The sequence below is a fragment of the Leptolyngbya sp. FACHB-60 genome (assembly GCF_014695775.1).
Taxonomy (GTDB): domain Bacteria; phylum Cyanobacteriota; class Cyanobacteriia; order Phormidesmidales; family Phormidesmidaceae; genus Nodosilinea.
The window spans coordinates 34,818-47,831 of sequence record NZ_JACJOX010000012.1; the positions used below are offsets into that span (position 1 = coordinate 34,818).

At 57.2% G+C, this 13,014-nt stretch carries 12 protein-coding genes and 1 tRNA gene; 5 read left to right on the forward strand and 8 right to left on the reverse strand.

Annotated elements, in window-relative coordinates:
• Position 1: 1 nt before the first annotated feature.
• Positions 2 to 919 carry a sugar ABC transporter permease gene (locus tag H6F57_RS03400; protein WP_190624688.1) on the reverse strand — a complete coding sequence of 306 codons (918 nt, stop codon included), beginning with the start codon at positions 917 to 919 and terminating at the stop codon, positions 2 to 4.
• 155 nt (positions 920 to 1,074) lie between these two features.
• Positions 1,075 to 2,436, reverse strand: a complete 1,362-nt coding sequence (locus tag H6F57_RS03405; RefSeq protein WP_190624689.1) for a sugar ABC transporter substrate-binding protein — start codon at positions 2,434 to 2,436, stop codon at positions 1,075 to 1,077.
• 167 nt (positions 2,437 to 2,603) lie between these two features.
• Between H6F57_RS03405 and H6F57_RS03410 the strand changes: the two genes are divergently transcribed.
• The 3 genes from H6F57_RS03410 to H6F57_RS03420 all read left to right on the forward strand — a co-directional run bounded on the left by H6F57_RS03410 (position 2,604) and on the right by H6F57_RS03420 (position 5,512).
• Entirely contained in the window at positions 2,604 to 3,404 is an 801-nt protein-coding gene (locus tag H6F57_RS03410; protein ID WP_190624690.1) for an SDR family NAD(P)-dependent oxidoreductase, read from the forward strand.
• Positions 3,405 to 3,508: 104 nt separating this feature from the next.
• Positions 3,509 to 4,471, forward strand: coding sequence for a sugar-binding transcriptional regulator (locus H6F57_RS03415; protein WP_190624691.1), 963 nt, complete (start codon positions 3,509 to 3,511; stop codon positions 4,469 to 4,471).
• A 60-nt stretch (positions 4,472 to 4,531) separates the two neighbouring features.
• Positions 4,532 to 5,512 (forward strand): carbohydrate kinase, encoded by a 981-nt coding sequence (locus H6F57_RS03420; protein WP_190624692.1) that lies wholly within the window; start codon positions 4,532 to 4,534, stop codon positions 5,510 to 5,512.
• 101 nt (positions 5,513 to 5,613) lie between these two features.
• On the opposite strand, the gene H6F57_RS03425 is transcribed toward H6F57_RS03420, so the two are convergent.
• From H6F57_RS03425 to H6F57_RS03435, 3 genes are all read right to left on the reverse strand, one after another.
• Positions 5,614 to 6,402, reverse strand: coding sequence for an intradiol ring-cleavage dioxygenase (locus H6F57_RS03425; protein WP_199289461.1), 789 nt, complete (start codon positions 6,400 to 6,402; stop codon positions 5,614 to 5,616).
• 250 nt (positions 6,403 to 6,652) lie between these two features.
• Positions 6,653 to 8,119 (reverse strand): xylulokinase, encoded by a 1,467-nt coding sequence (xylB, locus tag H6F57_RS03430; RefSeq protein WP_190624693.1) that lies wholly within the window; start codon positions 8,117 to 8,119, stop codon positions 6,653 to 6,655.
• Positions 8,120 to 8,135: 16 nt separating this feature from the next.
• The gene (locus H6F57_RS03435) at positions 8,136 to 9,536 is read right to left on the reverse strand and encodes an NAD(P)/FAD-dependent oxidoreductase (protein ID WP_190624694.1); all 1,401 of its coding nucleotides are present in this window, start codon (positions 9,534 to 9,536) and stop codon (positions 8,136 to 8,138) included.
• A gap of 713 nt (positions 9,537 to 10,249) precedes the next feature.
• Here H6F57_RS03435 and H6F57_RS03440 point away from each other — a divergent pair.
• On the forward strand, positions 10,250 to 10,819 hold the full coding sequence (locus tag H6F57_RS03440) for a type 1 glutamine amidotransferase domain-containing protein (RefSeq protein WP_190624695.1): 570 nt from the start codon (positions 10,250 to 10,252) through the stop codon (positions 10,817 to 10,819).
• A 186-nt stretch (positions 10,820 to 11,005) separates the two neighbouring features.
• On the opposite strand, the gene H6F57_RS03445 is transcribed toward H6F57_RS03440, so the two are convergent.
• Positions 11,006 to 11,084 (reverse strand) — tRNA-Ser (locus H6F57_RS03445).
• A 360-nt stretch (positions 11,085 to 11,444) separates the two neighbouring features.
• On the opposite strand from H6F57_RS03445, the gene H6F57_RS03450 reads away from it, so the two are divergent.
• Positions 11,445 to 11,669 carry a hypothetical protein gene (locus tag H6F57_RS03450; RefSeq protein WP_190624696.1) on the forward strand — a complete coding sequence of 75 codons (225 nt, stop codon included), beginning with the start codon at positions 11,445 to 11,447 and terminating at the stop codon, positions 11,667 to 11,669.
• Positions 11,670 to 11,914: 245 nt separating this feature from the next.
• Here H6F57_RS03450 and H6F57_RS03455 read toward each other — a convergent pair whose 3' ends face one another.
• Both H6F57_RS03455 and H6F57_RS03460 read right to left on the reverse strand, forming a co-directional pair.
• On the reverse strand, positions 11,915 to 12,076 hold the full coding sequence (locus H6F57_RS03455) for a hypothetical protein (protein ID WP_190624697.1): 162 nt from the start codon (positions 12,074 to 12,076) through the stop codon (positions 11,915 to 11,917).
• Positions 12,069 to 12,404: a hypothetical protein gene (locus H6F57_RS03460; protein WP_190624698.1), complete on the reverse strand. Its 336-nt coding sequence runs from the start codon at positions 12,402 to 12,404 to the stop codon at positions 12,069 to 12,071. Before H6F57_RS03460 ends, H6F57_RS03455 begins: the two co-directional genes overlap by 8 nt.
• Positions 12,405 to 13,014 lie beyond the last annotated feature (610 nt).

A 13,014-nucleotide genomic window follows, 5' to 3' on the forward strand; every position in this document is an offset into this window, starting at 1 on the left:
ATCAAGAGTCCAAATTACGAGCAACACTGCGCATCAGGAAAATCGCCACGATGTTGGCCAGCACGACGGCAATCAAACCGCCCGCCGAGGCTCCACCGACGTCGAATTCCAGCAGCGCTCTGAGGTAGATGTAGTAAGCCAGGTTGGTGGTGGCGAGGCCAGGCCCGCCCCCGGTGGTGACGAAAATTTCGGCAAAAATAGTGAGAAAGAAAATCGTCTCGATCATGGCGACCACGGCGATCGCCCGGTTCAGGTGGGGCAGCACCACAAAGCGGAACAGCTGCATCGCGCTAGCGCCATCCATGCGGGCCGCTTCCATCTGATCGGTGTCGAGGGACTGAATTGCCGTGAGCAAAATCAGTAGGGAGAAGGGCAGCCACTGCCAGGCGACAATGATGATGATCGCCAGCAGCGGAAAGTCGGCAAACCAGTCGATCGCCCCTAGGCCAAGCCCTCGGGTAATTTGGGCGAGCAGCCCGTTCACCGGGTGCATCAGCATGTTTTTCCAGATCAGGGCGCTGACCGTGGGCATGACGAAAAATGGCGAAATCGCCAGCACCCGCGCTACGCCCCGACCGGGAAACTCCTGGTTAAACAGCACCGCTAGCACGGTGCCGAGGCCGATGGTAATGGCCAGCACCGACACCACCAGCACCAGGGTGATGCCGATAGATATCCACAGGGTTGGGTCGGTGAGAATGTAGGCAAAGTTGGCGAAGCCGACAAACTCGCGATTGTCGGGAATCAGCAGGTTGTAGCGCTGGAAGGCAAACCAGATGGCCATCACCAGCGGCACCACCATCCAGAGCACGAGCAAAATCACCGATGGCGCGACCAGCAGCCGGGCAGGAATCGAGCGGTGCGATCGCGCCCGCGCGGGCGGCGGGGAGTGGGCAGGGGTTGCGATAGATGAGGTCATGGTAGGGAAGAGGGTTGGAGAGTGGGAGAGTAGATGAGTGGATGAGGGGGTGTTGGTGTTAGGTATTAGGTGGCAGGTGCCAGGTTTTTGGGGTTCAGGCATCAGGGAAAACCTTTAAGCCATCTACCCATTCACCGGTCTACCCATCCACCCGCCTACTCGATGTAACCTGTGTGCCGCATAAACCGTTCGGCGACGGTCTGCGACTGCGCGATCGCCTGATCAACCGAGACCTGATTGGCTAGGGCGGAGGCGATCCGCTGGCCGACCTGGGTGCCAATCGCCTGAAATTCAGGAATATCCACGTACTGCACGCCCTTGTAGGGGGTCGGCAGTGGGGACGGATTGGTGATATCGGCCGTCTGGATAGAGTCCAGCACGATTTCGGCGAAGGGGGCGGCCTGCTGATAGTTCGGGTTCTCGTAGGTGGAGATGCGGGTGCCCGGGGGGACCGAGACCCAGCCATACTCCTCCGCCACCAGCTGGACGTACTCCTTCGAGGTGGCCCAGGCGACGAATCGCTCGGCGGCCTCAGGCGATTGCGACGTGGCTGGAATCGCCAGCGCCCAAGACCACAGCCAGTTAGAGCCGTTGGGGTATGACTCGACCGGGGCGCGGGCAAAACCGATGCGATCGGCCACCTGCGACTGGTCGGGGTTAGAGAGCAGCCCGGCGGCGACTGTGGCATCAACCCACATGCCGCACTTGCCGGTCGAGAACAGGGCCAGGTTTTCGTTAAAGCCGTTGGAGCTGGCTCCGGGTGGCCCGTACTGGTTCAGTACGTCTACGTAAAAAGTGATGGCGTTTTGCCACTCGGGGGTGTCAATGGTGGGTTGCCAGTCCATATCAAACCAGCGGCCGCCAAAGGTGTTGACCAGAGTGGTGAGAAACCCCATATTTTCGCCCCAGCCTGGCTTGCCCCGCAGGCAAATGCCGTAGACGCCGTTGGCCGGGTCGTGCACTTGGCTGGCCCATTCACCCACCTGAGCATAGGTAGGGTTGGCGGGCACCGTAATGCCCGCCTTATCGAACAGGTCGGTGCGGTAGTAGAGCATCGAACTCTCGCCGTAGAAGGGCACCGCATAGAGGGTGTCTTCGTAGGAAAGCCCGGTGCGAATCGGATCGATTAGGTCGTCGACATCGTACTCAGCGGGGAGACCGTCGAGCGATCGCAGCCAGCCCCGCCTGGCCCAGATCGGCGTTTCGTAAGACCCGATTGTTAAAACATCGAACTGACCGCCCTGGCTGGCAACATCGGTGGTGGTGCGCTGGCGCAGAATGTTTTCCTCTAGCACCACCCAGCGCAGCTCGATGTCGGGGTTGTCGGCTTCGAACTGGCTCGACAGGTCTTGCATCACCACCATGTCACCGTTGTTAACGGTGGCGATGGTTAGGCGAGTGCGGTCCCCGGCTTGGGGACCTGCTGAACAGGCATTGACGAGCTGCACCAGCAGCAAGCCAATGAGGAATGCCACCAGCCCTCTGGCGCGCATTCGGGCGCGGCGAAATAGGCGCATCGCACGGCTCCTCGGATTTCTAAAAAGATAAACTAAGTTGAATTTATGCTCTAGTCACGGGCAAAAGCCCAATAATGGAATCATACTGATGTCGCTTCCCAACGACGAGGCGCTCAGTTGTATTCGCAACAATTCTTGATTGCAATCCCAACTGTGAGGCCAGCTTTATGAGCGCGATCGCCACCTATGATTTCCAAGGCAAAACCATTCTGATCACTGGCGGGGCGGGGGAAATTGGCAAAGCTACCGCCCACCGATTTGCCGCCAATGGGGCAACAATTGCGTTGCTGGATATTAACGAAATGAGGCTGGCCGAGGTCGCCCAGGGGTTGAAAGACTATGGCAATCCCGTGTACACCGTTCGCTGCGATGTCACCGATGCTCAGGAAGTGACCGAGATGTTTGCGATCGCCGTTGAGCAGGTGGGCCAGCTCGACTATGTGTTTAACAATGCCGGCTACCAGGGCGCGTTTGCTAAGACCGACGAGTATCCTGAGGAAGATTTCGAGAAGGTGATCGATATCAACGTGATTGGCGTGTTTCACATTCTTAAGGCCGCTGCCCAGCACCTGCGGAAGGCTGGTGGGGCGATTGTCAATATGGCCAGCCACGCCGGGGTCGATGGGCCGCCCAACATGCTGGCCTATGCCGCCTCCAAGTTTGCGGTGATTGGCATGACTCAAACCGCCGCTAAAGACCTGGCCCCCCACGGCATTCGCGTCAATGCCCTGTCGCCGTCGCTGATTGGCCCTGGCTTTATGTGGACCCGGCAGACGGAACTGCAGGCGGGGGTAGGGTCGCAGTATTTTGATGCCGACCCCAAGGTAGTCGAACAGCAGATGATCAACCTGGTGCCGCTGCGCCGGTTGGGACGGTTAGAAGAAGTTGCCAACGGAGTTGCTTTTTTAATGAGTGATGAGGCTAGCTATATCACTGGCTTCAATTTGGATATTACGGGAGGACAGTAGAATTGAGCAAATATTCTCTGATGGATGATATACTCAATCATTCTTTGGGTAGATCTTTAATCAAATAGAATCCTTCTTTAGGTAGTGGTGGGTGAGGTGACCTGATGGGAGACATGTATGCGGAGAAGCGCGATCGCAAACTCGACCTGGCGGCCCACGCCGCCTGGCTGTACTACATCGCCGGCAACACCCAGGAAGAAATTGCCGCTAAGCTCAACGTGTCGCGGCAGGCGGCCCAGCGCTTGGTAGCCCTAGCCGTCAGCGAAAAGCTGATCAAATTTCGCCTCGACCATCCCCTTAGCCACTGCATTGGCCTGGCCGAGGCCCTACGGGATCGGTTCAATCTGTCAATGTGTGAAGTCGTCCCCGACCCCGCCGTCGGTGGTGATCTCTACAATGGCCTGGGCGTCTGTGCGGCAACTCATCTGGAGACCTATTTAGTCGCTAGAACCCCGTCCATTCTGGCCTTTAGCTCGGGGCGCACTCTCCGGGCCCTGGTCGATCAAATTCCCTCGATGGATCAGCCCCAGCACAAGATTGTCTCGATTGTGGGCAACATGTCGCACTATGGGCTGGCCGGTCGTCATGAGGTGGTCATGCACCTGTCTGACCGGGTGGGGTCGCAAACCTACCCGGTGCCCACGCCAGCGGTGGCCACCAGCGTGGAAGAGCGCGACCTGTTGCAGACCCAGCGATCGTTTATTGCCGTGAAAGCCCTGGCGGAGCAGGCCAAGGTCACCTTTGTTGGCGTTAGCCACATCGCCTGGAACGCGCCCCTGCACGAGGATGGCTTTATCAACGACGCCGAACTGACTGAGCTGATCGAGCTGGGAGCGGTTGGTGAAATTGCGGGCTGGGCGTTCAACTCCCAGGGAAAATTGCTGCAAGCGGGCACCAACAGCCGCGTTGCTGGCGTGCCCCTAGAGCAGCCGGCCCAGCGCCTGATCATCGGCGTCGCTGGGGGCATCCGCAAAGCCGAAGCCATTCTCGCAGCCCTACAGGGTCGGCTGATCAGCGGGTTGATTACCGATGAAGCCGCCGCCACAGCGATTTTGATTAAGGGATAACTGTTATCGACCCGAGATCGGCTAGCTCGGATGGATTTGGAGCGATTTTAGGAAAAAACCATGACCGAGCCTGTGATTTGTTTAGGAGAATGCTTAGTCGATCGCCTGTTTGAGGTGGGTGAAACGCCGGAGAATAGCTCAAACAATGGTACCGACTACCCCGGTGGAGCACCCGCCAATGTGGCTGCTGCGATCGCAAAACTCGGCACCCCTACCCGGCTGATCAGTGCCCTGGGCCAGGACGACCTGGGCGACTGGCTAATTCAGGTGCTGCAGGAGCAGGGGGTGGCGTGCCGGATTCAGCGCGTGGCTGATATGCCCACCCGCACGGTGCTGGTGCAGCGGGATGAAACGGGCGATCGCCAGTTCATCGGCTTTAGCGCCCCCGACTCCGCCGCCTTTGCCGATGCCCACCTCACCCCTGAATGGATTGATGCCGTCGATTTTGCCGGGGTGAAGTATCTGGTGATGGGGACGCTGGGTCTGGCCTATGCCACCACCGCCAGCGCCATGGAGCGGGCACGGGACAAGGCTCAGCAAGCTGGGGCAAAGATTATTATTGACCTGAACTGGCGACCCGTATTTTGGCCCGATGTAGAGATTGCGCCTCAAAAAATTCGCGCTTTTCTGGACGCTGCTGACTTACTCAAGCTCTCCCGCGAAGAAGCCCTGTGGCTGCTGAATACCGACTCTGCCGCTGAGATTTGTCAGCAGTTCCCTCGCGCTCAAGCTGTGTTGCTCACCGATGGCGGTAACGGCAGCACCTGCGCCACCCGGCACCACAACATTGCGCGGCCTGCCTTTGACGTTGACAGCATAGACACGACCGGAGCCGGGGATGCCTTTTTGGCTGGGGTTATTCACCAGCTGCACCAGCGTGGGTGGGATTGTTTGCAGCAGCGGGAGGCGATCGCTGATATCCTGCGCTATGCCAGCGCGGTGGGGGCGCTGACGACGCTCAAGCCGGGGGCGATCGCCGCCCAGCCCACCCCCCGGGAGGTCGATGCCTTTTTGCACCACCAGGCCGCTGCCTCTAGCTAAAAAATTTGAGATCCCGATTCAAAACCCGTATCTCCGTAGGGGCATAGCATGCTATGCCCCTACAAACCGGGGGGTTAATTAAATGGGATCTGGACTGCCAATCAGGTCAGCTCTAGCCCAATCTCAAAGCGTCCGGTGTAGCCTTCCCCATTCTGGGTAAGGGAGAGCATTAGCTGATCGCCGCCGCTACGAAAGATGCCGTCATTTTGGTTGCGGGTGGTGCGCTGGCCTCTGGTGCTATAGGGGGCCTGGGTGTAGATGCGATCGCTCAGAGCATCGTCAAAATAGAGCTGTGAAGTAAATTCATAGCCCTGATTTGCGCCCTGATTTGCCGCAGTATTGCCGCGAATTTTGAAGTGGATGTGCGTAGTTCGGCCAGGATACCAACCGGGATAAATGGTGGTGAACTCGACCGTGCCGTCAGCATTGGTGACTTGAGCACCGCGCAAAAATTTTTGACCCAGGGTGTTGGCTCTGCGATCGGCTACGTCTGAATAGGCTCCGGTGGCATCGCAGTGCCAGACGTCTACAATTGCCCCTGCCAGAGGCACACAGGCATTAGCACCCACCTGAGAGACTCGAAATTGCAGCGTTAGGGGGACGCCTGGTTTCACTGAGCCAGTCGCCGGATCAGAACGAATATCTGAGCGATTCAGCCCTTCATCGACAAAATAGGGGCCTTCGGTTTGCTGAGGGCGCACGGTGCAGGCCGGTTGCCCCGCTGCCGCCCCGGTCGGGGTTTGGGCTAAAGTGCCGCTGAGTTCGGCCGAGGCCGAGGGCCTACGAAAACAGCCAAACAGCGAAACCATCAGGGTGCCGCCGAGGAAGCCCAAGGCGTCTCGACGCTTGAAGCTAGGGCCGTCCGTTCTAGATACGTATTGTTTTGGCATTGAGTTAGGGGCGTTGCTATATCGACAGCTTCCATTGGGCTAAACCAAAATGACGGTTTACACCGCACCTGAATTACAGCCTTGTCATCCAGCAAGGGATGATGCCCTGCTATGTCGGAACCGTAGGGTGCATAGCGCTAGGGGCGCGGCTCTGCCTACGTGGCCCTAAAATTCTATTAAAACCCTTCACACGTTGCCTATGGGCCACAATGCACCGCTCACCATACCGAGATTTGACCGGACAAACTCCCTACCTCACAACCTTTAACGAATCATAAAGCGGGGTATAGCGCTCAAACGCCGCCTCATAGGCCGCGTGCTCCTGGGGCTGCACCGCCTCGATCGCCTCAGGCAGCATGTCAAACGCCGCCGCTAGCGACGGGTAGGCCCCTACCCCCACCATCGCCAAGATCGCTGCTCCGTAGGCCGCCCCTTCTTCAGCTTTGGGGGCCACTAGTTCCGTGTGCAACACATCGGCCAGTAGGTGGAACCAGAGGGGCGATCGCACCCCGCCCCCCGTCGCCAATAGCTGGTTCACCGGAGAAATTCCCTGAATCACCTCCAGGGCTGCCCGCAGGCCAAATGCCACCCCCTCCAGCACCGCCCGAATCAGGTCGCCCTGGGTGTGGGCCAGCGACAAATTCACCCAGGCCCCTCGCGTGTCGGGGTCGAGGTAGGGGCTGCGCTCGCCAGCCAGATGGGGCAAAAACAGCACGCCGCGCGCCCCTGGTTCAGATTTTTCTGCTAGAGCCATCAAGTCGGCAAAGGCAATATTGGGGGCAAAGGTGTCGCGATACCAGCGCAGGGCGCCCCCTGCCGCTAGGGTCACCCCTAGCAGGTGATAGCCACCATCGGCATGGCAGAACAGGTGCACCCGTCCCTCGGGGTCGGGGGTAGGAACATTGCAAGGGGCAAAAATTACCCCCGAGGTGCCAATGCTGAGGCTGCCCCGTTTCAGGTTGCGGTCTGAAATGCCCAGACCGATCGCCGCTGCCGCATTGTCACCGCCCCCCGCTACTACGGGGAGTCCTGCCGGGAGTCCGGTACGCTCAGCCAGCTCGGGTTTCAGTCGTCCAGCAATGGCAGTCGATTCCATCACCTGGGGAAACAGGTCAGAGCTGATATTCAGGGCCGTGAGGATGTCCTGATCCCACTGCCGACTGGTCAGGTTTAAGCAGCCAATGCCCGAGGCATCGGAGGGTTCCGTCACCGCTTCGCCAGTCAGCACGTAGCCGAGGTAGTCTTTGGGCAGCAGAATTTGCTGCACTTGTTCATAGGCCTGGGGTTCTTCCTGCCGCAGCCAAACTAGCTTTGGCAGTTGAAACCCGGTAATCGCCGGATTGCCGGTGCGCTGAATCAGTTCTGATCGGGGTACCGCCGCTTCAATCGCCTCGACGGCTTTGCCCGTGCGCTGGTCATTCCAGAGAATTGCTGGGCGAATCACCTGACCAGTCCCATCCAGCGGCACCATGCCGTGCATCTGGCCGGATAGACCGAGGGCGATCGCTTGCTGCCCCTCAATCTGCCCAGCTACCTCGCTCAGAGCGTTCAAACTAGCCTCGGCCCAGTCGGCGGGGTGCTGCTCCGTCCAGCCGGGGTAGGGCGTCAGCAGGGGATAACTCTGAGTGGTTTGAGCCACCACCTGTCCTTGCAGATTGACGGCGATCGCCCGCACCCCGCCGGTTCCCAAATCTAAACCAATGACTACGTCCGCCAATTCAGCCTCTCTCCATCTACGATTCTGCAATGACGGGTGCTTTTATCTCCCCTGAGGTGCGTTCTGGAGCGTCGTGCCGCTCCACCCGCTGGGGTTCCTGATCCACAACCATCGGCTCATCCAAACGGCTTTCTTCCCAGGTAATCAGCCGCGATCCGCCCTTGCGGGTGAAATAGCTCCACAACCACTGGATCATCACCACCAGCTTGTTGTCAAACTCAATCAGGTAATAGATGTGCACAAAAATCCATATCAGCCAGGCAGGGAAGCCCCACAGCTTGAACCGCCCCATGTTGACCACCGCCGCGTGGTGGCCAATCACCGCCAGATTGCCCACATCGTCGTAGTGGAAAGGAGGCACCTCTTTTCCTTGAAGCCGCCGCTGAATTAGCTTAGCGATGTAGGCCCCCTGCTGCATCGCCACGGGCGCAACTCCAGGCAGGGGCTGCCCGTCCTGGTGGGCAAAGTGTGCCAGATCCCCTACCACAAAAATATTCGGCTGCTCCGGCAGGCTTAAGTCGGGGTTCACCATCACCCGACCCGACCGGTCAAGCTGGGCTCCAGCCCGAGCGGCCAGCACTTTGCCTAGCGCCGAAGCCCGCACTCCGGCGGCCCAGAGAATCGTTTTAGCCCGCACCTGCTCGGTCTGCTCGCCCTGGCGCACCGTCACCACATCGTCGGCAATATCGGTCACCAGAGACTGGGTGCGCACCGTCACGCCTAGTTCCGCCAGCGATTCGGCAGCTTTGGCCGATAGGTCAGCGGGGTAGGGGGGCAGCACGCGATCGAGCCCTTCCAGTAGCAGAATGCGAGTTTCGGTGGTGTCAATGTGGTGAAATTCGTTCTTGAGCGCGTGAAAAGCCAGTTCGGCCAAAGCCCCAGCCAATTCCACACCAGTTGGCCCGCCGCCTACCACCACAAACGTCAGCCAGGCCCGCCGCCGCTCTGGGTCTGACTCTTTCTCCGCGGCTTCAAAGGCCCCAAAAATTCGTTTCCGCATTTCTAGGGCATCCTCAACGGTTTTTAGCCCTGGGGCGGCCTCGGCCCACTGGTCATGGCCAAAGTAGTGGTGGCTGACGCCCGTGGCCACAATTAGCGTGTCGTAGGGCAGCACGGTATGTTTCAGTTTCACCTGATGTTGCTGGGGGTCGATATCAATCACCGCATCCATCAGCACCCTGACATGGCGGTGAGCACTCAGGATAGTGCGCAAAGGGGATGAAATATCCCCAGGGGATAGCTTGCCAGTAGCAACTTGATAGAGCAGTGGTTGAAATAGGTGAAAGTTTCGTTTGTCAATTAAGGTGACTTCAACCTGCTGAGTTTTTCCCAATGCCTTAGCGGCATAGAGTCCGCCAAACCCTCCTCCAACAATCACAACCTGGTGAGGCTTGGTCTCAATAGCGGTATTTTTCATGGAATTAGCTCCATCTCAGATAGTCTTGGCTGAAGATTGCTGGGGGGAATCTCGCTTTCAAGGCTGCTTTCGGCACGGGGGCGATCGCTCTATCTAACAAATTATTTCAGCCGATTTCTGAGGAATGTAGCTGGCCCTATCGACTGAAAGACATAGCTAATTGCTGCTTTGCCGAAAAAGCTATGGTCCAAATTAGCGCTGATTAGCTTCAGTGTAAGTATTCAAAGGAGCCCTGTGGGTTTCTCAATTTTTCATCACGATTTTTAAACAGAAAAACGTGATGGAAAACCCGCTGTTTTGTGTTGGCGATCGCAGTAGTCGACCCACTCATCTGCTTCTCGCTTCGTACTACAGCTGGGGCAGTTTTAGTGGCGGCGATCGCGGCTTTGCCCTTTAGGTGTGGCCGAACAACTCTGTGAATGACTAACTCCACCTGCGGCTAGACGCTGCCTTTAGGCTAGTTACCTAAGCTGAAGACAGCTCTCGGCAACAAATCTGTCAGCTTCAGCCTGCATCCTCAACGGTTAGCAGGCAGTGTAAACCTATCCATCCGCAACCGCTAGTGCAGCCCATTGACTTGAGGCAAGCGGTGAATGTCGGCCGCGCCTAGTATGTCTGAGGATGTGCTGCATTAATTTCAAGGGCAGGTTTTAGCCGAGAGCCGTGCAAATCTAGAACCGACAATTCAAACCCTAAACCCCAGGAGAATTAGCATGGCTCAAGAACTTAAAAACCGCAAAGTGGCGATCTTAGCCACCGATGGATTTGAGCAGGTTGAGTTGACCGAGCCCAAACAGGCTTTGGAGCAGGCTGGTGCCCAAGTGCATGTGATCGCTCCCCAAGGTGACTCCATTCAAGGCTGGAACCACCATGACAAAGGCGACACCGTGCCGGTCGATCGCACTCTCGATCAGGCTCGCGCCACCGATTACGACGCGTTGGTGCTGCCCGGTGGAGTGTTGAATCCTGACCAGCTCAGAACCAACGACCAAGCCATTCAGTTTATTAAGGCATTCTTTGCCGATCGCAAACCCGTAGCCGCAATTTGTCACGGGCCTTGGACCCTGATTGAAGCCGATGTGGTCAAGGGTCGCACCGTCACTTCCTGGCCTTCTCTAAAGACCGACCTCAGCAATGCCGGTGCCACCTGGGTTGATCAAGAGGTGGTCGTCGATCAGGGGTTAGTCACCAGCCGCAACCCAAAAGATTTGCCCGCTTTCAACAGCAAAATCGTGGAGGAATTTTGCGAGGGCAAACACCTAGCCCAGGCTCAGTCGGTTTAGGCCAGCGCAATCCTTGATCTTCTGCCGGCTTGCTTCGGTTTCCCGCTAGACGCAGAACGTTGCTTGTCCTTGACTGGTGCTCGTAGCCTGGACTCCCAGCCAGCATCAGTCTGGACAGCAATCTTATGTGATCCAGCTTGGCCTAACAGCTAAGGACGAGCCGCTAAGCCAAGTTAAGCGTTGCAACGGAGAGGGAGGGATTCGAACCCTCGTTGGGTTTCCCCAAAGTAGTTTTCGAGACTACTTTGTCACCTCCTAAAATTCCCTTTCAGACAGCTCTTGGGAGTTTGCAATATTTTGCTGAACTAATTTCGATCTAGTGCGGTAGGTTTCGGGTCTGAGATTACGGCGGCTGTCCGTAGTTTTTGTTTTTTGCCCTTGAAGGTTGGGTAAGTTGGGACGCTATACCTAAACCCTTAGTCATTGGGCATTTCAGCAAATCCCAGCCTCATCCCAACCCCTAAATAGGTTGGGTAAGTTGGGATGGGGGACAGGAATTGTCATTGTTATAGGTATTCTAGGGATCCAATTAAGTCACTTGAATCTGTGGCAAAGTTCCAGTTGTTGCCCTTGGTCTTAGGAAAGCTAAGCAAGGAGCATGGCGGCCTTTCTTAGATAAAACTCTATGCAGCTCAATCTATTGGTATTGCCAGAGGGGCTTGAACGCACCTTAACTAATGCCCTTACCCTCTGTGCCCATCAAGCAGACCCCATCGATCTGACCTACCTGGGCAATCGTGTTCATGCTCATCTCCAGCGGGCACACTTTGCGGCCCAGGCTGCCTTGATGGTAAACATGGCCCTGGCGGAGGCGATCGCCGCCACCTACACCCATTTGCTCAGCCACTAGCCTACTCTAGCCGATCTGGCGACGCCCTGGCTGAAGGGGGCCAGGCTCTACTTTGTCGAAACCGACGACGATGACCCCAACTTTGACTCGCCCATTGGCTTTGAGGATAATGTAGAGGTGCTCAATGCCTGCTTGCGTATGGCAGGGTTAGAGGAGCTTTGCCTAAGCCCAGAGGATTTTAATTAATGGCATCCCCCCTATCCATTGCTCCCGGAATGCGAGTGCTTTGTCGAGATGCAGAGTGGCTAGTGCAGCGGGTCGATGCTGCAAACGACGCGGGCACCCAGCACGCCGTGCAAGTTGTAGGGATGGATGACCTGGTGCGGGGGTGTCAGGCGGTGTTTCTCACCCAGCTCGATCGCATCGAACCGGTTGACCCCAGAAAGACTCGACTGGCCGCTAGTCAACGGAACCGGTCGATAGCTCCGTTAGCACCCAGTTGTAGGTGGCGATCGCCAACTCAATCCTGGCGGCCCGGTGGCCTAGGGCGTACTGCTGCATAGCGTTGGCAAAGGTAGCCAGCACCCGTAGCGCCATAAAACGCTCAGTAGCGCGGGTAGCCAGCCAGCGTGAGGCGGCTAGGGGTAATGCCGCTTCCATAGCCTGGGGTGAAGCCTCAGTGGGGTGAGTCAAAAGCCATTGATACACCGGGGCGGCATCACCTTGGTGCTGGGCAATGAGCTGCCACAAAAAGCTCAGGCATCCGGCGTAGTACTCGCGCGAGGCAGTTTTCACAGAGAACTCCAGAGTTGTGATGGGGTTAGCTTCATCGTGGAAAACCGATTTCCGCACCCCATAAGCTAGACCCTGAATTGGCGAGCGTTGGAGACAGTTCAACTGGGCTAAGGGGCAAACTAAACTTCCGTGGCGGGGTCAATTGCAAAAGTGACTTAACGAGAGATTGATGGCTGGATGTTTGGAAACTGGAAGCGATCGCCGATACCTGCTCACTGTCAGGGGACTTGCAAGTATTTAAGTGCAGGGCGCATTCAGCTATAGAGCTTATCCCTGGCGAAAGCTTTCCGGCAGGGGGCCGTCATGGGCGTAGAGAGCCAGCCCCAAGCAGGTTGACATGATCATCGTTCTGTACTCGCCTATGTACGGCGGGTATTGGTTGGTAAATAAGGAGGTTTCTAAGAAAGACGATACCCCTAGGTAGAGGCGTGAGGCCTGCGCTTTGAAGAGACCGCAAAATCCTCGGGTATTTTCGTTGCCAAAATTATCCTAAAACAACCCCTAGGTCGTAAAGCGGGTTCAGCCCAAATATTTTAGCGTATCAGGAAATTTCGGAGGGGATCTCAGGTATCCCCTGATATAGCATCCGGCGGGTTGCCCTTAGGTTAGA

Bases quoted from the DNA above. Each gene is read 5' to 3' on its own strand.
- H6F57_RS03400 (WP_190624688.1), bottom strand. From the start codon at position 919: ATGACCTCATCTATCGCAACCCCTGCCCACTCCCCGCCGCCCGCGCGG.
- H6F57_RS03405 (WP_190624689.1), bottom strand. From the start codon at position 2,436: ATGCGCCTATTTCGCCGCGCCCGAATGCGCGCCAGAGGGCTGGTGGCA.
- H6F57_RS03410 (WP_190624690.1), top strand. From the start codon at position 2,604: ATGAGCGCGATCGCCACCTATGATTTCCAAGGCAAAACCATTCTGATC.
- H6F57_RS03415 (WP_190624691.1), top strand. From the start codon at position 3,509: ATGGGAGACATGTATGCGGAGAAGCGCGATCGCAAACTCGACCTGGCG.
- H6F57_RS03420 (WP_190624692.1), top strand. From the start codon at position 4,532: ATGACCGAGCCTGTGATTTGTTTAGGAGAATGCTTAGTCGATCGCCTG.
- H6F57_RS03425 (WP_199289461.1), bottom strand. From the start codon at position 6,402: ATGCCAAAACAATACGTATCTAGAACGGACGGCCCTAGCTTCAAGCGT.
- H6F57_RS03435 (WP_190624694.1), bottom strand. From the start codon at position 9,536: ATGAAAAATACCGCTATTGAGACCAAGCCTCACCAGGTTGTGATTGTT.
- H6F57_RS03440 (WP_190624695.1), top strand. From the start codon at position 10,250: ATGGCTCAAGAACTTAAAAACCGCAAAGTGGCGATCTTAGCCACCGAT.
- H6F57_RS03450 (WP_190624696.1), top strand. From the start codon at position 11,445: ATGCAGCTCAATCTATTGGTATTGCCAGAGGGGCTTGAACGCACCTTA.